Source organism: Actinomadura sp. 21ATH, assembly GCF_041951345.1.
GTDB lineage: Bacteria > Actinomycetota > Actinomycetes > Streptosporangiales > Streptosporangiaceae > Spirillospora.
In genome coordinates this window covers 81388-105281 of the sequence record NZ_JBGNUR010000012.1, presented here as the reverse complement: position 1 = coordinate 105281, position 23894 = coordinate 81388, and the positions used below count along the sequence as shown (strand labels likewise).

The 23894-nt window shown below is 73.7% G+C and carries 19 protein-coding genes; 6 read left to right on the top strand and 13 right to left on the bottom strand.

Annotated features, from left to right (window positions below; genetic code table 11):
- Nucleotides 1-21 precede the first annotated feature (21 nt).
- Entirely contained in the window at nt 22-402 is a 381-nt protein-coding gene (locus ACA361_RS29165; RefSeq protein ID WP_375017178.1) for an ArsR/SmtB family transcription factor, read from the top strand.
- A 126-nt stretch (nt 403-528) separates the two neighbouring features.
- Nucleotides 529-768, top strand: coding sequence for a hypothetical protein (locus ACA361_RS29160; protein WP_375017176.1), 240 nt, complete (start codon nt 529-531; stop codon nt 766-768).
- Between the two features lie 24 nt (nt 769-792).
- Here the strand turns inward: ACA361_RS29160 and ACA361_RS29155 are convergent, their stop codons facing one another.
- Together ACA361_RS29155 and ACA361_RS29150 are read right to left on the bottom strand one after the other, a co-directional pair.
- Complete coding sequence (locus ACA361_RS29155; RefSeq protein WP_375017174.1) at nt 793-1146, bottom strand: STAS domain-containing protein; 354 nt, start codon at nt 1144-1146, stop codon at nt 793-795.
- Nucleotides 1147-1262: 116 nt separating this feature from the next.
- Entirely contained in the window at nt 1263-2435 is a 1173-nt protein-coding gene (locus ACA361_RS29150) for a PP2C family protein-serine/threonine phosphatase (protein ID WP_375017172.1), read from the bottom strand.
- Nucleotides 2436-2497: 62 nt separating this feature from the next.
- Between ACA361_RS29150 and ACA361_RS29145 the strand changes: the two genes are divergently transcribed.
- Nucleotides 2498-2998 (top strand): MarR family winged helix-turn-helix transcriptional regulator, encoded by a 501-nt coding sequence (locus tag ACA361_RS29145; protein ID WP_375017170.1) that lies wholly within the window; start codon nt 2498-2500, stop codon nt 2996-2998.
- A gap of 63 nt (nt 2999-3061) precedes the next feature.
- Here ACA361_RS29145 and ACA361_RS29140 read toward each other — a convergent pair whose 3' ends face one another.
- Entirely contained in the window at nt 3062-3478 is a 417-nt protein-coding gene (locus ACA361_RS29140) for an ATP-binding protein (RefSeq protein ID WP_375017167.1), read from the bottom strand.
- Between the two features lie 202 nt (nt 3479-3680).
- On the opposite strand from ACA361_RS29140, the gene ACA361_RS29135 reads away from it, so the two are divergent.
- The gene (locus ACA361_RS29135; protein WP_375017164.1) at nt 3681-4877 is read left to right on the top strand and encodes a hypothetical protein; all 1197 of its coding nucleotides are present in this window, start codon (nt 3681-3683) and stop codon (nt 4875-4877) included.
- Nucleotides 4878-4907: 30 nt separating this feature from the next.
- Nucleotides 4908-5273 (top strand): signal peptidase I, encoded by a 366-nt coding sequence (locus ACA361_RS29130; RefSeq protein WP_375017161.1) that lies wholly within the window; start codon nt 4908-4910, stop codon nt 5271-5273.
- A 39-nt stretch (nt 5274-5312) separates the two neighbouring features.
- On the opposite strand, the gene ACA361_RS29125 is transcribed toward ACA361_RS29130, so the two are convergent.
- From ACA361_RS29125 to ACA361_RS29090, 8 genes are all read right to left on the bottom strand, one after another.
- Complete coding sequence (locus ACA361_RS29125) at nt 5313-7049, bottom strand: BCCT family transporter (RefSeq protein ID WP_375017158.1); 1737 nt, start codon at nt 7047-7049, stop codon at nt 5313-5315.
- Between the two features lie 236 nt (nt 7050-7285).
- A complete protein-coding gene (locus ACA361_RS29120) occupies nt 7286-8311 on the bottom strand; it encodes a hypothetical protein (RefSeq protein ID WP_375017155.1) in 1026 nt (341 codons plus the stop codon).
- Nucleotides 8312-8336: 25 nt separating this feature from the next.
- Nucleotides 8337-12416 carry an FxSxx-COOH system tetratricopeptide repeat protein gene (fxsT, locus tag ACA361_RS29115; RefSeq protein ID WP_375017152.1) on the bottom strand — a complete coding sequence of 1360 codons (4080 nt, stop codon included), beginning with the start codon at nt 12414-12416 and terminating at the stop codon, nt 8337-8339.
- Nucleotides 12413-13447: an AAA family ATPase gene (locus ACA361_RS29110; protein WP_375017150.1), complete on the bottom strand. Its 1035-nt coding sequence runs from the start codon at nt 13445-13447 to the stop codon at nt 12413-12415. The genes fxsT (ACA361_RS29115) and ACA361_RS29110 overlap by 4 nt, the downstream gene beginning before the upstream one ends.
- A gap of 82 nt (nt 13448-13529) precedes the next feature.
- Nucleotides 13530-15029, bottom strand: coding sequence for a hypothetical protein (locus ACA361_RS29105; RefSeq protein ID WP_375017147.1), 1500 nt, complete (start codon nt 15027-15029; stop codon nt 13530-13532).
- A 90-nt stretch (nt 15030-15119) separates the two neighbouring features.
- Nucleotides 15120-16661, bottom strand: a complete 1542-nt coding sequence (locus ACA361_RS29100) for an MFS transporter (protein WP_375017145.1) — start codon at nt 16659-16661, stop codon at nt 15120-15122.
- Nucleotides 16662-17086: 425 nt separating this feature from the next.
- Nucleotides 17087-18937, bottom strand: coding sequence for a tetratricopeptide repeat protein (locus ACA361_RS29095; RefSeq protein WP_375017143.1), 1851 nt, complete (start codon nt 18935-18937; stop codon nt 17087-17089).
- 97 nt (nt 18938-19034) lie between these two features.
- Entirely contained in the window at nt 19035-19217 is a 183-nt protein-coding gene (locus ACA361_RS29090; protein ID WP_375017141.1) for a hypothetical protein, read from the bottom strand.
- 374 nt (nt 19218-19591) lie between these two features.
- Between ACA361_RS29090 and fxsT (ACA361_RS29085) the strand changes: the two genes are divergently transcribed.
- Complete coding sequence (gene fxsT, locus ACA361_RS29085) at nt 19592-22081, top strand: FxSxx-COOH system tetratricopeptide repeat protein (protein WP_375017138.1); 2490 nt, start codon at nt 19592-19594, stop codon at nt 22079-22081.
- Here fxsT (ACA361_RS29085) and ACA361_RS29080 read toward each other — a convergent pair.
- Nucleotides 22078-23292 carry an FxsB family cyclophane-forming radical SAM/SPASM peptide maturase gene (locus tag ACA361_RS29080; RefSeq protein WP_375017135.1) on the bottom strand — a complete coding sequence of 405 codons (1215 nt, stop codon included), beginning with the start codon at nt 23290-23292 and terminating at the stop codon, nt 22078-22080. The genes fxsT (ACA361_RS29085) and ACA361_RS29080 overlap by 4 nt on opposite strands.
- A gap of 88 nt (nt 23293-23380) precedes the next feature.
- The gene (locus ACA361_RS29075; RefSeq protein ID WP_375017133.1) at nt 23381-23878 is read right to left on the bottom strand and encodes a GNAT family N-acetyltransferase; all 498 of its coding nucleotides are present in this window, start codon (nt 23876-23878) and stop codon (nt 23381-23383) included.
- Nucleotides 23879-23894: the final 16 nt, after the last annotated feature.

Genomic DNA, 23894 nt, shown 5'->3' with positions numbered 1-23894 from the left:
CGCCCATAGAATGATGAGGCCATGCACGCCTTCGACGTCCTGGGGGATCCGGTCCGGCGCCGGATCCTGGAACTGCTCGCCGACGGCGAGCGCGCCGCCGGGGAGATCAGCGCCGTGGTCCAGGAGGAGTTCGGGATCTCCCAGCCGGGCGTGTCGCAGCACCTGCGGGTCCTGCGGGAGAACGGGTTCGCGGCCGTCCGGGCGCAGGGCACCCGCCGGCTGTACTCGGTGGACCCCGCGCCGCTGCGCGAGATCGACGAGTGGCTGGAGCGCTACCGGCGGTTCTGGAACCGCCATCTGGACGCCCTCGGCACCGAGATCGCGCGCGGAAAGCGGGAACGCCGGCTGGCGGGCGACCCGGTCGACCCGGTCGAGCGGCCTCCGGAGGCAGCCGAATCCTGACTCCCGCGGACGCATTCGGCGATAGCCGCGGATGAATTGTCAGACCCATGGGCAATCATTCGTGGTATGAGCAGAGACTCCCATTCGGGGTTGCAGTGCCCGCAGTGCCGGACGCATCTCGCGCTCGTGACCGCCGATGACGGGCCGGCCCCGGCGACGGGTGATCCGCCAATCCTCGTACGCGAGGAATGGACCCCGCCGCCGGTGGCCGAGGTGCTGGCCCAATACGCCGGAAGATCCATCGACAGCGCCACCGCGCTGCGCGGTGCCGCCCGGGTCCGCGACAGCTTCAACCGCGCCCGGCAGGCCGCGGCCAAAAAGCAGGTGGAGCAGAAGGCCGCGCGGCGCGCGGCGCGCTCCGCCTGACCACTGATCCGATCACTCGGGCCATCACGGAAGGACGAGCAGCCGCTCCAGCCCGCAGCGTTCGATCAGCATCCTGACCTGGCGGGACACCCGCGCCAGCAGTAATGCGCCGCCGCGTTCCCGCACTTTCTTGGCCGCGTGGACCAGGACCGACAGGCCGTAGGAATCGCAGAAAGAGACCTCGCCGAGATCGAGCGCGATCCGGGGCCGCTCCCGGGCCGCCAGCACCTCGTCCACGGCCCTTCGCAGACTTCCCGCCCGCGCGCAGTCGAGTTCGCCGCCGAAACGCAGCACCACCCAGGGCTCCAGGGTGACCGCGCTCCCGGCGGCCGATTCCGTTCGCGATCGCACCGGTGCCGGCACCGCCCCCTGCGGCATCCAAAACCACTCCCTCCGCGTCGCCTCCGGCATTCCCAGAGGCACACTCCGTAACCCCCTTCCCACTGAATATCCGCGGCACCGCGGGAACGGGCGATGGCAGCATTACCTCACCGTCAGGTAAGCAACTCCGCACCGACCCGATCGCCGTCGAGCCGGTCAAGACAGACGATCACGGCATCGTCCACCGCTTCCGAGTCCTGATGGAAAGCCAGGAACTGCCGGATAAGCGTGCGCACGGCCTCGGCCGGTTTCTGCAGCCGGGTGTCCCGGAGAGCGCGCGGAAGCGCGTTCTCCCCGAACCGCTCGCCGCCGGGCGACCGCGCACCGTGGACGCCGTCACTGGCGATGACCAGCCGATCTCCCCGCTCGATGCCGAACTCCTCGGTCCGGTAATGGACGTCGCCGAACATTCCGAGCGGGAGCTGCGCGTCGAATTCGACCGCCTCGGTGGCGCCGTCACGCATCCGGAAGACGCGCGGCGAGCCGGCGTCGACGACCTCGAACCGGCCCGTCCCCGGCGTGTAGTCCATCAGCAGCGTCGCCACGTGCCGGGTACCGCGGTGGCGGGCGTACAGGATCTGGTCGGCGAGCGCCGCCTGCTCGGCGATCCCGGCGCCCGACCGGCGGGCGTTGCGGAGCGCGCTCACGGCCAGTTGCGTGAGCGCCGCCGACTCCGTCCCGTTGCCCATCCCGTTGCTCACGGTCAGGATGAGCCGGTTCCGGTCGACGGCCCAGTCGAAGTTGTCGCCCCACACCGCGTACGCGGGCTCCAGCTGTCCCGCAAGCTCGAACTCGGCGGTGTCGTACGACTGCCCCGGCAGCAGGTCCCACATCATCTCCGCGGCGAGCGTGAGCCGGGACCGCCGCCGGATCCTGCGGAACACGTCGGTGCCGGCGTCCGCGATCTGCAGCGCCCGCGCCAGCGCCGCCGCGGCCCCCGCCAGGCCGCCGCCCGGACCGGTGTCGACGTCGCCGGCCGCCCGGACGCTCAGCACGCCGAGCCGCTCGCCCCGCACGCTCAGCGGGAGGTGCACGGCCGGCGGCTCCCGCATCACCTCCTGCGCCGCGAACGCCCGCCCCGCCGGGGTGTTGTCGATCGGGACGGCCTCGCCCCCGTGGACCGCCGGGATCAGGGAGACCCGCCGGTAGTCGGCCAGCAGCACCTCGACCTCGGCGCGCGGGTCGCCGATGAGCGTCCGGACCACGGCCTCCGCCGTGCCGAGGAGCTCGTACGGCTGCGCGTTCCAGAGCTCGTCCTCCAGCTCGCGCGTGAACGGTGCGCTCATGGCCCTCCTCGCACGGCCCCGGGGAGGTGCCCCGGGGCACGCGGTGTGTAACAGTGGAGGACATGGTCAGCACGCCGGGGCGGGACGACGCCGAGGAGGCGGCCGCGGCCCTGGACGAGGCGGCCGGTGCCCTGGACGAGGTGGCCGGTGCGTTCATGGACGTCTGGGCGCGCTCTCACCACACCTCCGACGTGCCGGTGCCCGCGACGCAGTTGCGGGCGCTGTTCGTCCTGGAGCGCGGCCCCGTCAACGTCAGCAGCCTGGCCACCGAGCTGGGCGCGCTGGTGTCGTCGGCCAGCCGGCTCTGCGACCGGCTGGAGGCCGGCGGGCTGCTGCTGCGCGATCCCGGCCGCGACCGCCGCGAGGTCACGGTACGGCTGTCCGCCGAAGGGCAGGAGCTCCTCGACCGGCTCCGGCTGCGTCGCCGGGAGGATCTCGCGCGCGTGCTCTCCACGATGTCGACTCCCGCGCGGGCGGCACTGCTGTGGGGGCTCACACAATTCCACGAAGCCGCCTCCGCGTCACCTGACGGGAAGGGCCGTTCCTTCTCGCTGCCCGCCTGACCGCCCGTTCCCCGGCGCTCCGCCGCGGCCCCGGAACGTTCCGGAGCCGCCGCTTTCCCGGCGTCAGTCCCGCTGCGCGGCCAAGGACTTCTCAAAATGAACGATCGCGCCGTTCCCGTCGGCGCGATCTGCAATGTCCAGGTCTTCGGTGAACGCTCTCATGAGCTGGATCCCCCGCCCGCTCTCGGCGACCGGAAGGGGCCGCCCACCCCGTTTCCAAACCGCCGCGTCACCGGAGCGGCCCCCGTCGATGACGTCGATGACGCACTTCAACCCGTCCATATGCGCGCGGACCTCGTACTCCTTGCTGGATTCCGCGTGCTGGATGACGTTGGCGCAGGCCTCCCCCAATGCCAGCGCGATGTCTTCGCGAATCTCGGAGGCCACTCCCAGACCCCGCAGCGACGCGTCGAGCGTGTGCCGCACCAGCGGCGCGCTCTCCGCGTCCCGGGGCAGGGTCATCTCGATCACGACCTCCATGGCTCCCTCCATTCCCCGTCTAGGATCAAGACTTCCCGATGCCGCCCGGTGGAAACGGATCTATCAGCCGGCTGATAAAGATCGCCGCCAATCCCTGTCCGAACGCCGCATCGCCCCGTGCCGGCGGCTCGGCATAATCGCCTTCTCCCGGCCACCCATTCGGCCATGCCCGCACGGGCCGCGACGGTTCGCTGGAGGATCGGTGACGCGACACCCTGACCCCGCCCACGGTGACGACCATCGGCTGGCCGAGGCGCTGCGGGCGGGCCGCCCCGGCGCGATCGGCCATGTGTACAACGTTTACGGCCCGCACCTTTTCGAGTACGCCGACGTCCTGCTCGGCGACCGCAACCTGGCCGTCGAATCGGTGCGCGCGGCCCTCGTCGCCAGCGGCGCCGACCCCGCCGCCGTCCCCGGCCCCGGCCGCTTCCGGAGCTGGCTGTACGGTCTCGTGCGCGACGAATGCCTCGGCCGCCTGGGAGTGCGCCCCGAGGAGCCGGTGACGCGGGCGAGGCCGCTCGCCGCGGTGGGCGCCTCCGCCGAGCACGCGACCGTGGGCCGTGCCCTCCACGAATTCCAGGACCTTCAGGACCGCCCCCCGGTCCGGGAGGTGGCCGTCCCGATCGTGCCGCCCGAGCATCCCGACGCCTCGGCGGAGTTCCTCGCCGCCGCGGCCCTGGAGGCCACCGCGGCGACGAAGGTGACCCCCGCCTCCGCCTCCGGCGACGTTCTCGGGAAGGTCGTTGCGGGCGCCCGCGCCGTCCCTCCAGCGGACGGTTCAGGGACGGGCACGGGAAAGAGCAGGCGCTCGGGTCCCTTCCAGGCCGCGGCCGCCGCGGCGGCGCGCGTCCGGGTACGGCGGGCCCGGTTCGTGGTGATCGCCGCCGGTGCGGCCGCCGCCGTCGTGCTCACCGGGCTGCTCGTCGTCGCCCAGTCGCCGGGCGGCGGCCCGCCCCCGTCCGGGGCGGTGGCCGCGCCGGAGAGCAGCGCTCCGCCGCCCCCGCCGCCGGCCACCCCGAGCCCGAGCGGGACGCCCAAGGCGGAGAAGAGCGAGAAGCCGAAGAAGGCCAAGGCCCGGACGCGGCCCGCCACGTCCGGGCGCGGGCGGCTGGCGATCAGCGACTCGGACTGCCGCGGCATCGGCGTGGCGGGGCTGGGCGGTTCCTGCACCGTCCGGCTGACCGCGCGCGGCGGGCCGGTGCGGTGGTCGGTCAGCTCGGTCGACGGGCTGGGCGTCTCCGCGTCCGGCGGCGGCTCGCTCGCCAAGGGCCGGACGGCGACGGTGACCGTACGGGTGCGGCCGTCCATCGGCTGCTACGCGCGCGGCGGCGGGACGGGCAGCGTCTCGTTCGCGCCGGGCGGCAGCGCCGCGGTGTCCTTCACCTGCTGGCGCCGCTGACCCGCTGATCGTGGCCTACGATCGCCTTCCGTGGGCGAGGTGTATGTGGGGAAGGCCGCCGCCGACGCGGCGCTCGATCGCGGCTGGCTGCTGGGCCATTTCAAGCCGGCCGGCGACGCGCGGCACAGCGACGACGTCGAGATCAAGTGGGGGACGCATCCGCCCGGCGACCGGCGGGCGGAGTGGGCCGTGAACGAGAAGCGCACCGCGCTGCTCGTCCTGATCAGCGGCCGGTTCCGGGTGGAGATCCCCGGCCGCAGCGTGCTGCTGAGCGAGCAGGGCGACTACATCGTCTGGGGGCCGGGCGTGGACCACTCCTGGTACGCGGAGGAGGAGTCGGTCGTCCTGACGGTCCGGTGGCCGTCCATCCCGGGCTACGCCGTACCGCAGGAGTGAGCGCGGGGGCGGGCCCGGAAGCCCGCCCCCCGCTCCGTTTCAGCCGCCCTTGGACGGGGGCAGGGCGTCGGCCGCCGTGGCGCCGTTGGGGGCGCTCGGCACGACACCGAGCTCGAAGTCGCCGTCGTACAGCTCGTGCCCGGTGATGACCGCCGTCTCGACGGCCTCGATGCCGCGCTCGCCGCGCCGGATCAGCGCGTCGCTGCGCAGGTCGCGCATCAGCGCCACGCACATGCCGATCATCACCGCCATGAACGGCACCGCGACCAGGATCGTCAGGTTCTTCAACCCGGTGAGCGCCGCGTCGCCGCCCCCGCCGAGCAGCAGCATGACGGCCGCCACGCCACCGGTCAGCACACCCCAGACGATCACGACCGCGCGGGTGGGCTCCAGCGTGCCGCGCTGCGACAGCGTGCCCATCACGATGGACGCGGCGTCCGCGCCGGACACGAAGAAGATGCCGACCAGGATCATGACCAGCAGCGTGGTCACGCCGGCGATCGGGTACTCGTTCAGCACCGCGAACAGCTGCCCCTCCTGCGTCGCGTCGGGACCGGCCAGGCCGGCGCCCTGCGACTCCAGCCGGGTGGCGGTGCCGCCGAACACCGCGAACCAGACCAGGCTCACCACGCTGGGGACCAGCATCACGCCGCCGACGAACTGCCGGATCGTGCGGCCCCGGCTGATCCGGGCGATGAACATGCCGACGAACGGCGTCCAGGAGATCCACCACGCCCAGTAGAAGACCGACCAGTTCGACAGCCACTCGGCGATGTTCGCGCCCGCCGTGGCCTCGGTACGGGCCGCCATCTGCGGCAGGTCGCCCAGGTACGCGCCCACCGACGTCGGGATCAGGTCCAGGATCTGCACGGTCGGGCCGAACACGAAGATGAACACCAGCAGCACCAGGGCCAGCACCATGTTGGTGTTGGACAGCCACTGGATGCCCTTCTCGATGCCGGACACGGCGGAGGCGACGAACGCCAGCGTCAGCACCGCGATGATGGTGATCAGGACGGCCTCGCCGACCTCGTCCATCCAGCCGACCTCCTGGATGCCGCTGCGGATCTGCAGCGCGCCCAGGCCCAGCGAGGCGGCCGATCCGAACAGCGTGGCGAAGATCGCCAGGATGTCGATGACCTTGCCGGTGCCGCCGTTGGCGTGCTTCTCGCCGATCAGCGGCGTGAACACCGCGCTGACCGTCTGCCGCCGGCCCCGCCGGAAGCAGCTGTACGCGATCGCCAGGCCCACCACCGCGTAGATCGCCCACGGGTGCAGCGTCCAGTGGAACAGCGTGGTCGCCATCGCCGTGCCGATCTTGTCGGCGGAGTTCTGGTCGTACGTGCCGGGCGGCGGCTCGGCGTAGTGCGTGAGCGGTTCGCTGACGCCGTAGAACATCAGCCCGATGCCCATGCCCGCGCTGAACATCATCGCGACCCAGGAGACGGTCCGGAACTCCGGCTCCTCGCCCTCCCGGCCGAGCGTGATCCGGCCGTACCGGCTGAACGCCAGCCACAGGGCGAACACCACGAAACCCGACGCCGCCAGCACGAACGCCCAGCCGAGGTTGTGCATCGTGCCGCTCAGGAGCGAGGTGGAGAAGCTCTCCAGCGAGTCCGTCGCGACGCCGCCCCAGACCACGAAGGCGAGGGTCAGCACGGCCGTCACGCCGAAGACCAGCCAGTCGGTCCGCGGCAGCCTTTCCAGGACGCCGCCCGACGTCCCCATGATCTCTTCGCCCTCAGGTCGTCCCGGTTTCACACGTTTGTCCGGCATGCTCCTCGTCCTTCTCCGGCTCCTGGCGCGGAGGGGCGCGTGACCGTCCGCGACCGCCGGCCCGACCGAGCGTGCCCGGCGACTACGTCACTTATCCCCAACCGGCGGTCCGATCCCACGTTCGAGCGTGGACCGTTCCGATCCACCAGGGTGGAACGAATTCTTCGCGAACAGGTAAACCTAGATGCCGTTTCGCGCGTCAGGCAACATCGCCCCCGCCCGGAGTCCGCTGCCCCTCAGGGGCCGTCCGGTCCCAGGAGGAGCTGAGCGATGGCTCTTTCCAGGCGGCCCAGGGCCAGGGAATCGCCGGCGAAACCGCGCAGCGCGCGCAGCAACTCCTGGAGGCCGCCCGGGTAGTCGAGGCAGGTACGGATGATCTCGTACGTGTCGGAGCGCGCGTCGAACGACCGCGGGATCACGGACCTGATCTGGAGCGGCAGCGCGTTCACCACCCGCTCCCGGCTGCGCTCCGCCGTCATCTGCGGGATCGCCAGGGCGTGCTCCACCAGCTCGAAAAGGACGTCCCCGGACGGGACGGCACCGCTCCCCGCCCGGCCCTCCACCGGGGCCTCCCACCAGGGCGGCGGCGCGACGACGGCCCCCGGCGGCGTGGCCATCAGGACGCCGCCCGGCTCCGCGGGCGGCTCCGGCGGCGGGAGGCCGCGGCCCGGCAGCGTCACCCACGCGGCCGCCCGCGTCTCCTTCACCTCGACGCCGATCCGCCGGTAGTCCTCCGGGTCGACCGCGCCCCGCCCGTGCCGGACCACGTCGCCGTACACCGCCTCGGACACCGCCAGCCCCAGCTGCGCGCCGGACGCGCGCATCACCTCCTTGAACGCGGGCGCGTCCAGGATCCGGAACGCGTGGTTCACCGCGTCGCCGACGACGCCCGTCCCGTCCCAGTGCGCCTCGCCGGTGTGCAGCGCCGTGCGCAGCCGCAGCCGCGCCGCCTCGTTCGAGACGCCGTTGTGCACGCGCAGCCGGGCGAGCAGCATGGCGGCGACCTCGGTCACGCACGTCGCGCGGTCGGCGTGCGGCGGCATGATCACCATCGCGCCGTCGCCGCGGTCCTCAACATGGCACTCGCCGAGCGGGACGGCGCCGGGCACCGCGAACGCGGCCTCCAGCGCCGCGTACATCGCCCGCCGCACGTGCGTCCGGGCCTCGTCGGTACGCCCGGCGTCCCCGAACGAGGCGATGTCGCACACGAAGATCGTGCACAGCCCCGAGGGACGCCACCCCTCGGCCGCGGGAACCGGCATGTCGCATCCCCCTTCGCGGGAACGGTCACAGGGACGGAAGCTCGATGTCGCACTCCAGCGGCTCGCCGGCGGCGGCCGCCCGCACGTCCGGATGCCCGTCGCCGAGGACCGCGGCGAGCCCGGCCAGCGCCCGCTCGCCGTCCGCCCCACGGATCCGCTCGCTGTTGTGGGCGCACGCCAGCGTGTACGGGTGCTCGGGGCCGAGCCTCGTCCAGAACTCCTCGGCGGTGCGCGCGGACAGCTCGTACGCGGCGTCCGGCTCGCCGAGGAGCCAGAGGTCGTTGGCCAGCCCGTTCGCGCAGCACAGCGTGTAGTAGTGCTCGGGCCCGGGATGGTCGCGCAATGCCGCGTGCGCCGCCTGGTCGATCTCCAGCGCCTCCTGCACGTCGCCGAGGGCGCGCAGCACGATGCCGAGCCCGGCCGCGCAGGCGTGCGTGAACGGATGCCGGTTGCCGGCCGTCGCGCGGTACCCGGCCAGCGCGTCCTCGGCGAGGGAGCGGCCCGCCCCGGCGTCGCCGTCCGCCGTGCGCGCGAGCGCCGCGGTCATCGCGGCCGCGAGCGTGGTGGGATGCGACTCGCCCAGCCGCGCGGCGTTGGCGTCGAACGCCTCGTCCGCGAGCCGTACGGCCTCCCGGGTCTCCCCCGCCTTCCGCAGCATCCCGGCGTACAGCCGGTGCGCCCCGAGGACGTCGGGATGGGCGGGGCCGAGCGCGGCCGTCGCCTCGTCCAGCGCGCTGCGCTGGAGACGGCGGGCGTCCTCGTACCGGCCCAGCGCGTGCAGGTCGCGGGCGACACGGCGCCGTGCCAGCAGGACCTGCTCGGGGACCGGACGGTCGCCGCGGAGCACCTCTCCCAGGGAGTCCATGTCCACGGCATGGGCCTCGTGGAAGCGGCCGAGCAGGTAGAGGTCCCTGCCGACCGCCGCCGCGGCGTGCAGCGTGCTCACGTCACCGTCGCCGTACCGCTGCCGCATCCGCCGCCATTCGGCGCTGTCGAGCCGGTACGCCCCCTCGAAGTCGCCGCGCAGCCGCAGCTCGGCGCCGCCCGGGTCCGGTGCCGCCGCGCCGCCGGCCCGCCGCCGCTCGACGGCGTGCTCCAGCTCGATGACCAGGCCGTCCCGCACGCCGAACCGGTCCCGCCACTCGGCCAGGGCGCTCTCTCCCAGCCGCCGGGCGCCGTCGTGCTCACCGATCAGATGCAGGAACCGCACCTGGTCGATGACGACCTCGCGCACCTCGGTGCGTTCCCCCTCGACCAGTTGGGCAGGGGCCACCTGCGAGCTGATCCAGGTGCGCGCCTCCCAGCCGGACGGGCCGTCCGGTGCGGTCACAGGGGTGCCGGCGGCCAGCAGCGCATGCACTCTGTCTCTGCTGCGGTCGAAGGACTCGGCAGGCAGCTGCGCGGCCACCATGTCCCTGACCTCCGCGGAGACCTGGAGGGTGCCGGACGCGGGGTCGAACCGGCCGAGTCCCGAACGCTCGATGATCCGCATATCGGCCAGGACGTCCGCCCTGCCGGTCGTACTCGTGGCGAGCAGCCGGGCGGGCACCGGCCCGGAGGACAGGAAAGGCCACAGCTCCAGCAGCTCCATCGCCGAGGAGGCATCCCTTCCGAGGTCCTCGAACGCCATGGTCACCGCGGTCGCGAACGGGGCCGGCACGCTCTGGGGGCCGCCACCTCTCAGCGGCAACGAGATCCAATCAAAACTCCGGGCGAACCTGCCGAAATCGCGCCCCGGTTCGGCGAGCCAGCCGACCGCCACGCGCAGCGCGGGAGGGAGGTCTCCGAGAAGATCCGCAAGTCCGTCCGCGTCGGCGTCGCTCAGGTCCGCGACCTGGGCCTTGAGCAGTGAAACGCTCTCAGCACGGTGGAACGCCCCCACCACGACGCCCGTGCCCGCCCGCGCCCAGGCGCGGTGCCGGGAGGTGACCAGCACGTCGCCCACACCGCCCGAGCCCAGCGCGTCGGCGGGCGGCATCAGCCGCAGGATGTCGCCGGGCGCGCCGGCGTCATCGTAGACCAGCAGCCAGCGGCCCTGCGGGAGGCCGTCGCGCAGGGCGTCCAGGACCCTGCCGGCAAGTGCGGCCGGATCGTCCTCCGGGGGCAGGCCCATGTCGGCCGCCGCCCGCCGCAGCGCGGCCCGTGCCATCACCGGGTCGGAGGCGGGGATCCACAACGTCCAGGCGTAGTCGTGGACGTGCGCGTGGGCGTACTCCACGGCGACATGTGTCTTGCCCACGCATCCGAGGGTGCTCCCGCCTTCGGGGAGCAGGGCGGTGAGCCCGCCGCGCAGCTCCGTTCCGATGCGGTCCAGCAGGGCCTGGCGGCCCGTGAACGCGGGGTCGCGGGCCGGGACGCCGCTCTGCCGCCCGGCCGGTTCGTCCTTCGCCGTCGCGGGCTGCTCCCGTCCCTGCTCCCCGGGTACGGCGGACCCGGCGATGCGTTCGGCGATCTCGGTGTAGCGGCCGCCCAGCCGGGCCAGCACCTGCGCGGTGACCTGCGCGAACGGCCGTTCGAGCGGCGGGAGGGCGGTGTCGGTCCGGACGGCGGCCAGCAGCGCGGGGAAGTCGAGGGAGGAGCCCATCCGGGCGCGGACCGTGTCCCACACGGCGCGCAGGACCCCCAGGGCCTCGTCCCGGCGCAGCGCGCTCAGCAGGACGTCGCGGACGCCGTCCTGGAAGTCGTAGGCGACCTCGTCCGGGTCCCCGCCGCCTTCACCGGCGACGCGGAGGAGCCCGCTCAGGAAGACCTCCGCCAGGTGCGCCGGTGTCGAGCGCGGCAGCATCGACCGCTGGACGAGCCGCATGACCGGCAGCCGCAGCGGGGCGGCGGCCAGGTAGCCCGCCAGCTCGAACGCCGCCGGGGACGCCGACGCGCGGAACCGCAGCACCCGCGCCGGCGAGGAGAGGTCCTCCTCCGGCGCCGGGGAGGGGACCGGCACGCCCGCGCCGTCCGCAGCCGTCGCGCTCGCGGCGCCCTCGGCGACCGGGCGGCCGGTGAACAGCGCCGCGCCGGCGATCTCGTGCCCGGCGCCGGCGACCATCCCCGCCCAGGGCCGCAGCCAGCGCGGCTCCAGCTCCATCACCGGCACCGCCACGCCGGGCGGCACGGGGACGCCGCGCTCGCGCGTCCGGACGGCGAGGCGGGCGTTCGCGGCGCCGGGGGCGGGCGCGGCCAGCCGCACCGGTTCGACGGCCGCGCCGCACCGCCACCACAGCCGCTGCGGCAGCGGCTGGACGATCGCGACCGCGCCCGCCCGGCCCCAGCGGTCGAGCAGCGCGGCGGCCCGGCCGTCCTGCCAGGCCGCCCCGATGCAGTCGCTCAGCACGAGCAGGATCCGCCGGTGGGCCGGCCCGCCCGGCTCGTTGCCCGTGCGCGCCGTCCCGGCGGAGGGGGACGGGGCCGCGCGCAGCACCAGGGGGCCGGTGCCGGTGTCGAGGTAGCGGACGCGCACGTCCCGGAACACGCCGAGCCGTTCCAGCAGGAGCCGCAGCTCGTCGGCGGTACGGCGCCACAGCGCCATCGACGGCGACACGTCCACCACCAGGATCAGCTCGAACCGCCGCTCGGTGGCCGGCCGCAGCACCGGCTCCCAGCTGCCGGTCTCGGCGTACCGGCGGGCCGTCTCCACCTCGTCCAGCCGTCCCGGCAGCGGGGACCGGGAGCGCAGCCGCAGCGGCCGCAGCGCCCGGGAGATCGCGAGCGTGCGCGGGACGGCGGGCACGGCGGGACTGCGGACGGGGTACGAGGCGGCCGCCGCGCCACCGCCGTTGCGGCCGGTGAGGAAGAGGCCCGCCTGCGGTACCGGCACCGGGGTCTCCACGGGCCGCGCGCCGGGCGGGCCGTCGCCGTTGGCGCCGCCGGCGACCCGCTGCGGGTCATGCCCGTTCGCGATCGCCGGGGCGTCCCGGGACGGGCCGGAGCCGCCGGAGGCATCGTCCTCGCCGCTCCGGTCCTCCGGGACGGCGGGCGCGCCGGTGCCGGCAAGGGCCGCGTGGCGGTCGTCGCGGGGCAGGTGGCGGGCGAGCCACAGCGCGTCCGCCAGTTCCTCGACCGAGGGCGGCGGGTCCAGCCCGCGCAGCGCCTCGACCAGCCGGGCGATCATCCCGGGCCCGCGGTGTCCAGCGGCCGCATGATCGCCTCCACCAGCTGCTCCAGCGTGGCCTCCGGCGGCCGGGCGCCCGAGGTCGCCAGGTAGATCGCGTTCAGCAGCTGGTCGGTGGCCAGGTCGCCGGTGCGCCGCCGGTCGAGGAACTCCGCGATGAGGGCGCGGCCGCCGTCCCTGGCCTCCTCGCCCAGATGCGCGGCCACGATGTCGGCCAGCCGCTCGCCGGACGGCGGCTCGATCGCCACCCGGACGCAGCGCCGCAGGAACGCCGGCGGGAACTCCCGCTCGCCGTTGCTGGTGATGACCACGATGGGGAAGTCGAGGCAGCGGACCTGGCCGCGGCGGATCACCGCCCGCCCCTCATCATCGGCGGTCATCACCTCGACCGGCGGGCCGTCCTCGGGCAGCCGCTCCAGCTCCGGCACCGAGAACCGGCCCTCTTCCAGCACGTTCAGCAGGTCGTTGGGCAGGTCGATGTCGCTCTTGTCCAGCTCGTCGATCAGCAGGACGCGCGGGCGCTCCTGCGGCAGCAGCGCGGTCCCCAGCGCCCCGAGCCGGACGTACCGCCCGATCGCGGGCATCGCCTCGTCCGCCGGGACGTTGGCGCGGCGCACGTTCGCCTCCTGCACGCGCCCGATCGCGTCGTAGTCGTAGAGGCCCTGCTGGAGCGTCGTACGGCTGGAGATCGGCCAGTACAGCACCGGTCCCAGGCCCAGCTCGTAGGCGATGTTGTACGCCAGCGTCGACTTGCCCGATCCCGGCTTGCCGGTCACCAGCAGCGGGCGCCGCAGGTGCAGCGCGGCGTTCACCTTGTCGGCGACCAGCGGGTCCACCCGGTACGACACCGCCCGTTCGAGATCGGCCGGGCGGCCCGCCGTCGCCGGGTCGTACGCGCCGAACCGCCGCCACGGCGGGGGCGGCGGCAGCCGGTCGATGCCGCCGTGCGGCGCGCTGTTCCCCTTGTAGACGCGCCAGTCGCCGCCGGTCCCGTCCGGGACGGCCTCGGGCGGCTGATCGGGTGGCACCATGCGGACCTCCGAGAGTCTGGGTCATCGGGCGGGCTGGCGGTCGGGGGGTCAGGGGCGGCCGGGGTCAGGTGGGCGGTCGGGGTCAGGTGGGCGGTTCGAGCCGGACGTACGGCTCGGGCACGCGGTCGGCGTCGTCGAAGATCAGTGCCAGGTGCAGTCCCAGGTGCTCGTCCGGCTCGTCGGACAGGACGGCCGCGCGGCGCAGGTCGCGCACCCGGCGGGGGAGGGAGAGCAGGTCGCCGGAGTCCAGGAGGGCGCGGGCGTCCCGGTCGAAGCCGTCCGGCCCCCGGCCGTCCCGGCACCACACCACGACGGGGACGCCCGCCTGGAGCCCCACCCACAGTTCGTCGGCCGCGCCGGGCTCGGCCGCGCCCGGGTCCCCGGCGCCCGGCGGGAAGGCCAGCGCGAGCCCGGCGGTCGTGTGGTCGGACAGCAGCGTGAAGAGCCGCTCGTCGCCGTACTCGCCCGGCCGCCCGATCACGTGCACCGAGGCGTGCTCCGGGTCGTCGCGCAGCCGCTCCCACTTGCGCCGCCAGTTGTGGTGCAGCGCCCGGTGCCGCAGCCGGTCCAGGCTGCGCAGCACCACCGGGTACTCGATGCCCAGCCGGCGCGGCAGCCCGGCCACGGACACCTGGAACTGGTCGAACGGCCGGTCGACCAGCGCGCGCGGCAGCACGAACTCGATGGTCAGGTCGGGGACCTCGCGGCCCGTCACCCGGTGGTCCTCGACGAGCAGCGACTCCACCAGGGCCGGCAGCCGGCCCAGCGGCAGCGGCTCCTCGTCGCAGCGCAGCATGATCCCGGGCTCGCCGGCGAACTGGAGCCACGCGGTGACCAGGAACCGGTCGAAGTCCGCGCCGTCCGGACGGCACTCGATCACCAGGTACGCGTCCCGCTCCGCCGCTCCCGTCCCGCGCCCGGCGGGCAGCGCGCCGGGCCGCCGCAGCCGCGCCCGTTCGACGCCGAACCGGGCGGCGGCGCGGGCCGTCCACGCGTCGAGCGCGTCGGCCACCGGGCCCTTCGCGTACGCCGTCAGGTCGGTCACGAAGGTGAGCAGCGGCGGTACGCCGTCGGTGCCCAGCGGGACCTCCTCCAGGTACGCGACGAAGTCCCGGATGCCCCACACGTTGCCGCCCTGCGCCGGGCCCAGCGGGCCGAGCGGGCCGACCGCGTTGCGGTAGAGGCCGGGCAGGTCGCCGAAGTACACCGCGTTCAGCCCCTGCGCCTCCAGGGCGTGGACGAGCTGGTAGAGCTCGCGGCGCTCGGCCGGGTCCAGCAGCGGCTCGGGCAGCAGCTCGTCGACGACGGCGCGGGCGGCGCGGACGGAGAGGCTGTCGCCGTAGAAGTTCCACAGGGCGTCGACCAGCATGTGGAGGCCGCCGGGGCAGGTCAGGCAGGCGTCGACGAGCTGCCACACGTCGTGCATGTCCTGCTCGTGCCGGATCAGCTCCAGGCCGCGGCCGAGGCCGCGTTCCAGCACGGTGATGCACAGGTCGCGGGTGCTGCGCACGCGCATCCCGTCGATCTGCAGCAGCGCGGTGACCAGCCTGCGCTGGTCCGCCACGTCAAGAGACCTGACCATCCTCCAAGGCTCCGCAGTCCTCCGGTCGAGAGCGGGCGGGCCGGCCGGCCGCCCTACCCGGCGCGAACGGCGCCCCGCCGCTTCCGATCATCACGGAACGGCGCGCGCTCCCACCGGGGAGTGACCGGTTCCGGCCGCCGCGCCCGCGACCGGTGCCTGCCCGTGTCCCTGCCTGCCAACAGGATTAGGCCACGGGGCGAGCGTCGGGCCCGTGTCACGCGACACATTTCCGGCATCCGCGTGATCTCCGTCCGCGCGCACCGGCGGCCCGGCCGCGGGCACGGCCGCCGACCCGGCCGGCGGCGCGGCCGGGCGGCGGCGGAAGAGGCGCGGCAGCAGCGGCAGCGACGACGCCGCGGCGAGGCCGCCCATGACGCAGGTGACGAGCACGGCCGTGGTCTGCGGGTTCAGCTCCGCGATGACGTACCCGGCGCTGAGCGCGCCGAGCGGGATGGCCCCGCCGGTGACGAACCCGGTGACCCCGCTGATCTGGCCCTGGAGGTCGCGCGGGACGGTCGCGCCCTTGTGGACCTCCAGCGCCACGTTCACATGGGCGCCCATGACGCTGCAGCACCCCCAGGCGACGAGCCCGATCATGGGATGGTCGGCCACCGCCACCACGCCGACCAGCAGCAGCCAGCTCCACACGCAGCCCACGACGATGACCGGCGGCCCGTACCGGCGCAGCATCCGCGGCGCGACCAGCGCGCCCACCAGCCCGCCGACGCCCGACGCGGCCAGGAAGAGGCCGGTGAGGGAGCTGGAGATCCCGCGCTCCTCCGCCGCGACCACCAGGAGCAGGACGACCATCTGGAAGAAGAAGTTGGCGATCGCGCAGATGACGATGACCGCGCAGAGGAAGCGGTCGCGGAACAGGTGGGCGAGGCCGTCGCGGATCCTGCCGCGCGCCCTTCTCGGCCGGCCGCACCGGGCGCGGCGCGCGCCGTTCCGGTACGCGGGCTCGAATTCACCGGTGCGCATTCTGGACATCATGCGCAACGAGTAGAGAGCGGTCAGCGCGTCGACCAGATAGGGGAGCAGATGCTGGGCGCCGAATAGCAGGCCGCCCAGGGGCCGGCCGACGAACTGGGCGATATGGTGCCGCGCCTCGTGGCGCGCCATCGCGGCCTTGCGCACGGCCGAGCGTTCGGCCTCGACGCTCTCCCGGAGATCACTTTGTCCCCCGGTCGTCCCCGCTTGAGCGCTTTGGGGGTTTTTTTGGGATTCCTGATTGATTCCATAAACGATGTCGCGGACGGCCGCGCTTTCCGCGATCCCGAAGAACACCGCGCACGTGCCCGCCACCGTCACGCCCATCACCAGCAGCCACGGCGGGCCGTCGAGCAGCCAGAAACCGGCGACGAACATCCCCGCCGACACGCACCGGACGATCTGGCTCACCCACATGATCGACCGGCGGTCGGCGCGGTCCGCCAGCCACCCGGCGGGCAGGTGGAACAGCAGGCCCGGCAGCGCCGCGGCCGCCGACACCCAGCCCGCCGAGACCGGCGATCCGTTCAGCGAGAGCGCGAGCAGCGGACTGGCCGTCCCCGCCCCGACGGCGCCGAACTGGGCGACCACCGAGCCCCGCCACAGCAGCCTGAAGTCGCGTTCCCATGGAGCCCGTGACATCGGCTACTGCGCAATCACTAGAACGACGGACAATTTCACCTGCCAGGAGGTCCACCGAGCGGCGGGCATCGGCCGGGAGATTCTCGGCTCCCACGCATGCCGACCAGAACTCGATCACCATGCCGCCGGCATCGGTAAACCGCGGACCGGACTGTGTGGACGGCCGCAAAACAAAGACCCGTGACAGGCTGAGATTTGCTTTTGGCGCTCAGCCGGACGACGGGTCGGGTCGCTTTACGCACTCCGAGCGCATGCTACCGAAGACTCCGGCTCCCCCATGATGTTTCGCCGAAGACGGCATGCCGGATCGCGCCACGCCGTGCTCACGTACCGTTCGGGAAGAACCGCGTCCCCGGCCCTGGAGCGTTGTGCGGCGCCCGATTTCCCGGCCGCCTTCTCGCTTCACCTGCCCCGAGAGGCCCGCTTCAACCGTCCGCCTTCGCGGCGAGGATCTCGCCGCGGGTGCGCAGCGCCTCGGGCATGTCACCGTCCCGCTGGAGCACCGCGTCCAGCACCGCCAGCGCCGCGCCCGGCTGGCCGGCCTGCCACAGCGCCCGGCCCAGCGCCGTCTGCACCACCAGGTCGTGCGGCGACCGGTTGGCGGCGGCGTGCAGCTCGCTGACGGCGCCGGCCGCGCCGTCGTCCATCACGATCCGCGCCGCGGCCGCCAGCAGCAGCCCCACGGCGCGGGTGTCCTGGACGACCTCGAAGAGGCGCGCCGCCGCGCGGTAGCAGTCGGCCGCGGCCTCCCGCCGGCCGTGCTCGTAGGCGATGTTCCCGAGCAGCCGGTGCGCCCGCGCCAGCACCCGCGGGTCGTTGCCGCCCTGCGTGCGGACGACCACCTTGGCGTGGTGCCAGGCCAGCTCGGCCGCGCCCTCGCACAGCGCCCGCTCGGCCGCGCGCAGCCGCTCGGCGGGATCCCGCCGGCGGGACGGCCCCGGCCGGTCGGCCAGCATCCCGACCACCGGCAGCAGCCGGGGATGGTGCAGCTCGTACCGGGGCTCCCCGGCCCGCCGGTACGCCCTGATCAGGTGGACGTCCTCCAGCGCCCGCAGCACCGCGACCGGCACGCCGGGGTCGGACCGCGCCACGCCGCCGGCGGCCGGGTCGCCGAACGCCGTCCGGAACCAGGAGACGAGCTCGCGCGGCGCCATCCGGTGGTCGGACGCCACCATGGCCAGCGCCTGCCCGCAGTACTCGGCCAGCACCCGATCGACCCCGGCCGTGAAGGACCGCCGTTCACCGGCGCCCGAGTCGTCCGGCTCGTCCTCCGGCTCGGCCGGGCCGGGGTCGTCCGTACCGGCGTGGTCCGTGCCGGTGCCGCGCGGGCCCTCCTCGCGCGCGCCGTCGCCGTCCGGGTGGGGCTGCCACGGGCGGACCGCGTCCAGGCCGGACTCCTCCGCGTCGGAGCCGGGCTCGTCCGGATCGGAGCCGCTCTCGGCGGGGAGGTCGGCCCACAGGCGGTCGCAGACCAGCTGGAGGAGCACCGGGGAGACGGACCGGACGCGCCGTACGGTGCCGTGCGGCGGCGTCCTGACGGTCCGGAGCTCGTCGGCCAGGGAGCCGGCGGTGCGCCGCCCGACGCGCCGGCCGGTGCCCTCGAACGGGCCGCACACCGCCTCGGCGGCGGCGTCGCGGTCGAGCGCGCCGAGCGGGTGGCAGGCGCTCCGGCCCTCGGCCAGGCCGGCCGCGAGCGCGCGGACCTCGTCCAGGTACTCCTCGCGCACCGCGAGGAGCAGGTGCAGGTTGGGTTCGGCGGCCATCGCCTCCGCGAGCTGGGCGATGAAGCGGCGGCGCTGCTCCCGGTGCGCGATCGGGTCGCGGACGAGCAGCTCGGCGTCGTCGATCGCGGCGAACGTCCGGGCCGGCAGGCCGCGGCCGCCCCGCCCGCCCTGGCGGCGCAGGAAGCCGAGGACGGTACGGCCGGCGACGCCGGGCGCGGGCTCGTCCGGGTACCAGGACGACAGCAGCGCGAACGTGAAGAGGTTCTGCTCGGGGAACGCGGCCGCCGGGACGGCGTTGCGCCGCCAGATGCGGCCCGGGCGCAGCACCCGTTCGCCCGCGGAGCCGAGCAGCGGCATCGCTCCGGCGCAGACCAGGGAGGTCTTGCCGGCGCCGGCACCGCCGTAGAGCACCGTCAGCCGGTTGTCGCGCCACAGCCGGACGACGTCCTCGGACTCCCGCCGCCGGCCGTGGAAAAGGTGATCGTCGCCGCTGCCGAACGGCCGGTCACCGGCAAAGAGCGAGGTGCCTTCGGCTACGGAATTGGTGATCACCGGACGACCTCCGCGCGGATTCCTCCCGGCCGGCGAACCGGACTCCGGGAAGACTCTGGTCCGACCAGAGTAGTACGGCCCGGGGCGGGCGCTCCGGTCAGCCGCTGAGGTTGTTTCCGAAACCGCTCGGCGGGTCGGCGGGCGACCGCAGCGGATCGACGATCTCCGCCAGCGCGCGCATCAGCGCCGACCCGGGGAACCTGGCCAGATCGTCCCCGCTGAGCGCGGAGGTGTCGATCGGGTCCAGGTCGGGTCGCGGGTCGGTGGCCTGCTGAGTCATGCAATCTCCCGGTCGAGCGCCGGGCCGCCGGATCTTCGGCGGCCGCCGTGTACCTGAGCACATCGCACCGTCGCGATGGGTGTCGCGCCATGCCGCGCCGATGTGATTCTTTCACCGGTGACCGGTTTCGTCCATATCCGAGTTGTGGATCACTGAAAAGCGAATTCAATGCTGACCGAATCCCGGAGAAGCACTTCCTTGGGTCACGTGACACAGTCATTCTGACTTGCGCATGTTTTCGTTGCGACAGAGATATGGAAGGGTTGCCGGAAAGGCGAGCAAAACGGAAAATCACCAACGGTCCCGGACCGTTAGTGACGGAGGTGTGCCGGATGAGCAGTCCACGCCCAGGAGCGCCGCGACCGGCAGGACGTGTGCCCGAGGTGTGGGGCCGGGTCCCGCAGCGCAACAAGAACTTCACCGGCCGCCAGGAACTGCTCGACCGGCTGCGCGACGGGATCGCCGGGCAGGTCACCGCGGTCGTGCCGCACGCCCTGCACGGGATGGGCGGCGTCGGCAAGACGCAGATGGCCGTCGAGTACGCCTACCGCTACCGGTCCGAGTACGAGGTCGTCTGGTGGATCCCCGCCGACCAGCCCGTCCTCGTCCGCGCCTCGCTGGCGAGCCTGGCGCCGTCCCTCGGCCTGCCGCCCGCCACCGCCAGCGGCGTCGAGGACGCGGCCAAGGCGGTGCTGGAGGCGCTGCGCCGCGGCGAGCCGTACGACCGCTGGCTGCTGATCTTCGACAACGCCGACCAGCCCGAGGACCTGCACGACATCATCCCGCACGGCCCCGGCCATGTCCTGATCACGTCCCGCAACCACCGCTGGGAGGGCGTCGTGGACACGGTCGCGGTGGACGTCTTCTCCCGCAAGGAGAGCGTCGAGTTCCTCAAGAAGCGGGTCCCCAAGGGCATCGACCCCGGCGACGCCGGCCGGCTCGCCGACGAGCTGGGCGACCTGCCGCTGGCGCTGGAGCAGGCGGGCGCGCTGCAGGCCGAGACCGGCATGGGCGTCGCGGAGTACCTGCGGCTGCTGCGCGAGCGCACCGCCCAGCTGCTCGCCGAGGGCAAGCCCAGCGAGTACCCGGTGTCGATGACCGCCGCCTGGGGCCTGTCGGTGGCCAGCCTGAACGAGAAGCTCCCCGAGGCCATCGAGCTGCTGCGGTGCTGCGCGTTCTTCGGCCCCGAGCCGATCCCGCGGGACGCGTTCAGCCAGCCGCGCGTCGCGCTCGACGAGCGGCTCGCCACGCTGATCGGCGACCCCATCCGGCTGAGCCGGGTGGTCGGCGAGCTGGGCCGGTACGCGCTGGCGCGGCTCGACATCCCCGGCCGCACCCTCCAGATCCACCGGCTGATCCAGGCCCTGATGCGCGAGCAGCTGTCGGGGGCGGAGCAGGACCGGATGCGCGGCCAGGTGCACCGCCTGCTCGCCGGGTACGCGCCCGCCGACCCCCTCGAACCCGGCAACTGGGACCGCTACGCGTCCCTGCTCGGGCACATCACGCCGTCCGGCATCGGGTTCAGCGAGCGGCCCGAGGCCCGCGACGTCTGCCTCAACATCGTCCGCTACCTGGCGGCGTCCGGTGACTTCGCCTCGGCCCGCACGCTCATCGACACGTTCCTCGACGACTGGACCGCGACCTCCGGCGAGGAGCACCCCGACGTCCTGTCGCTGCGCCTCGAACAGAGCAACACGCTGCGCGAGCTGGGGTCGTACGACGAGTCGGCGAAGCTGAGCCGCAAGTACCTGCCCACCGCCGAGCGGGTGCTGGGCCGCGACGACGACCTGTCGCTGCGCTTCCTGCGCGGCTTCTGCGCCGACCTGCGCGCCGAGGGCCGCTTCCAGCAGGCCCGGGAGCAGGACGAGGACCTGCTGCGGCGCTTCGAGGAGAAGTACGGGACCGAGGACGTGCGCACCATCCGCACCGTCAACAACCTCGCGCTCGACCTCGGGCTCAGCAGCGACTACATCGCCTCCCGCGACCGGCTGCACGAGGCGTACCAGCTCTGCCTGTCGTTCGGCCCCGAGGCCGTCGACAAGCTCACGCTGCTGAACGTGTGGAGCGGGCTCGCGCGCGCCGTCCGGCTCTGCGGCGACTACGCGGAGGCGTGCGACCTCGGCGAGGACGCCTACGCGTACGCGGTCGAGGAGTTCGGTCCCGAGCACAACCGGACGCTGCGCACCGGCCGGGACCTGTCCATCGCCTGGCGGCGCGCCCCCGACCTCGACCGGGCGAGGGAGCTGGCCGAGGACGTCCACGCGCGCTGCGTCCGGCAGTTCGACCTCGACCATCCCGACACGCTGGCCGCCGCGATGTGCCTGGCCAACCTGCTGCGCACGGTCGGGGAGAGCGACGCCGCCGTCGAGCTCGCCGAGGACACCGTGCGGCGGTACCCCCGGATCTACGGCCCGGCGCACCCGTACAACCACGGCTGCACGGGCAACCTCGCGATCATGTACCGGGTGCAGAACGACCCGGTGACCGCGCGGCGGCTCAACGAGGAGGCGCTGGCCGGCCTGGAGCCCTCCCTCGGCCGCGACCACCACTACACCCTCACCATCGCCACCAACCTGGCCAGCGACCTGGCCGCGCTCGGCGAGTACGGCGACGCCGTCGCCCTCGGCCGGGGCACGCTGCGCCGGCTGCGCGCCCTCCTCGGGCCCGAGCACCCGCTGGCGCTGTCCTGCGCCGCCAACCTTTCCGCCGACCTGCGCGCCGCCGGCGAGAAGGAGGAGGCGGAGAAGCTCTTCCAGGAGACCGAGGCCGCCTACACGCGCACGCTCGGCTCCGACCACCCCGACGTCAAGGTCTTCCTGGACGGGCGCCACCTGGACGCCGACTTCGACCCGCCGCCGATCTAACGGTTCTGGAGGACCCGCACGTCCGCGGACACCACCCGGTGGATGTGGGTGATGAGCCGGTACAGGTCGTGGCAGTAGACGGACGAGTTGAGGAAGCCGCTGCCCGACCGGTACCGGTGCGGGTAGTGGCCGCCGCCGCACACCCGGCGGATCCGGCACGTCCGGCAGCGCGGCCCCATGGCGCGCTCCCCGATCTGCCGCGCGACGATCGGCGGGAGCATCAGCGCCGCGTCGAACGGGTCGCGGGACACGTGCAGCGCCGTCCCGGCCGCCCCGTCGTACGAGGACTTCAGCGTGTCCACCTGCTCGATCCGGCCGTTGGTCTCCACGACGACCAGCGAGACCGGGGCCAGGCCGACCGACTCGCCGTACGAGCGCTTCCCCAGGAGCAGTCGGATGATCTCGCTGAAGAGGCGGATCCGCGTCTCCCGGACCTCGGCGCCGTACCAGCGGTCGAACACGGCGATGAGCCAGTCCCCGTACGGCGTCGTCGCGTCGTCCGGCCGGCCGGGCGGGGGCGTGTCCCAGTTGCCGTGCGGGAGCAGGAAGTCGATGGCGGGCGGGCCGGACTCCAGCAGCGCCTCGTACGTCCGCACGGGGTCGTTGCGCAGGTCGATGGTGCTGAGGATGCCGCCGAACAGCCGCCGGTACGCGGGCCGGGTCAGCGCGTCGAGGCCCGCCCGCACGGCCTGGTAGCTGCCCCGCCCGTCGGCCCGCCGCCGGTGCAGGTCGTGGCCGTCCTCGTCGCCGTCCATGCTGACGCCGATGACGATGTCCAGTTCGTCGAAGAGCTCCAGGAAGGGGCCGTCGATGAGGACGCCGTTCGTCTGCACGTGCAGCCCCACCTCGATGCCGGGCATCGCGGCGCGGAGCGTGGTGGCGACGTGGCGCAGATGGTCGACCCCGGCCAGCAGCGGCTCGCCGCCGTGCAGCACCACGTCCACCCGGCGCAGCAGGTTGGCCTCGGCGTGCTCGGCGATCCGGCGCGCCGTCAGCTCGACGATGGGGCGGCTCATCCGGCGCGGCTGGCGGCGCCACCCCTGGTCGGCCATCTCGTACATGTAGCAGTAGTCGCAGGCCAGGTTGCAGCGGCTGTGGACCTTGAGGATGAACTCGCGGAACGGCGTCGGCCGCCAGCCGCTCTCCAGCAGGCTCCGCACGTCGAGCGTGTCCGGCCATTCGGCCGTCCCGTTCTCGGCATCGCTGGCCACGCTGAATCGACCTCCCCGGGGGTGGGATCCGAGCGCGGCGCTGCGCAGGGTCGGGCCCTCGTCGGCTTATCACGCAGAGTCAAGATCACTAAACCCGTGGGTTAATGATCGCCCATCGCTCGTGATCCCGCCAGACCCCGTCGATCCGGATCAGCGCCGGCGAGAACCCCTCCCGGCGCAGCCCCACCCGCCGCGCCAGCCGCAGCGACGCCGCGTTCCCCGGCTGGATGTCGGCCTCCAGCCGGTGCAGCCCGAGCCGATCGAACCCGTACCGGACCGCGAGCGCGACGCCCTCCGCCATCACGCCGCGCCCCTCGTGCGGGACGAACGCCCCGTACCCGAGCACGCCCTTCTCGTACGGCGCCCGCTCGATCCGGCTGATCGTCACGAACCCCGCGATGTCGTCGCCCGAGCACACCAGGAACCCCACGGCCGCGACCCCGTCGAACCTGGCCAGGTAGTCGCCGAACGCCTCCGGCGTCGTCGGCACGCGCACCCACGGATGGTGCAGCCGGGCGCTGGCCTTCGCCAGCGCGACGAAGTCGTCCCTGTCCCCCGCCTCGACCGGCCGCAGACGCACGCTCATATCACCCGCAATCTAT

Excerpts from the sequence above, each read along its gene's own strand:
- ACA361_RS29120 (WP_375017155.1), bottom strand. The coding sequence starts at position 8,311 with ATGCCGGTTCCCGCGGCCGAGGGGTGGCGTCCCTCGGGGCTGTGCACG.
- fxsT (WP_375017152.1), bottom strand. The coding sequence starts at position 12,416 with ATGATCGCCCGGCTGGTCGAGGCGCTGCGCGGGCTGGACCCGCCGCCC.
- ACA361_RS29155 (WP_375017174.1), bottom strand. The coding sequence starts at position 1,146 with ATGCCGCAGGGGGCGGTGCCGGCACCGGTGCGATCGCGAACGGAATCG.
- ACA361_RS29110 (WP_375017150.1), bottom strand. The coding sequence starts at position 13,447 with ATGGTGCCACCCGATCAGCCGCCCGAGGCCGTCCCGGACGGGACCGGC.
- ACA361_RS29140 (WP_375017167.1), bottom strand. The coding sequence starts at position 3,478 with ATGGAGGTCGTGATCGAGATGACCCTGCCCCGGGACGCGGAGAGCGCG.
- ACA361_RS29165 (WP_375017178.1), top strand. The coding sequence starts at position 22 with ATGCACGCCTTCGACGTCCTGGGGGATCCGGTCCGGCGCCGGATCCTG.
- ACA361_RS29145 (WP_375017170.1), top strand. The coding sequence starts at position 2,498 with ATGGTCAGCACGCCGGGGCGGGACGACGCCGAGGAGGCGGCCGCGGCC.
- ACA361_RS29150 (WP_375017172.1), bottom strand. The coding sequence starts at position 2,435 with ATGAGCGCACCGTTCACGCGCGAGCTGGAGGACGAGCTCTGGAACGCG.
- ACA361_RS29090 (WP_375017141.1), bottom strand. The coding sequence starts at position 19,217 with ATGACTCAGCAGGCCACCGACCCGCGACCCGACCTGGACCCGATCGAC.
- ACA361_RS29075 (WP_375017133.1), bottom strand. The coding sequence starts at position 23,878 with ATGAGCGTGCGTCTGCGGCCGGTCGAGGCGGGGGACAGGGACGACTTC.
- ACA361_RS29100 (WP_375017145.1), bottom strand. The coding sequence starts at position 16,661 with ATGTCACGGGCTCCATGGGAACGCGACTTCAGGCTGCTGTGGCGGGGC.
- ACA361_RS29125 (WP_375017158.1), bottom strand. The coding sequence starts at position 7,049 with ATGCCGGACAAACGTGTGAAACCGGGACGACCTGAGGGCGAAGAGATC.
- ACA361_RS29105 (WP_375017147.1), bottom strand. The coding sequence starts at position 15,029 with ATGGTCAGGTCTCTTGACGTGGCGGACCAGCGCAGGCTGGTCACCGCG.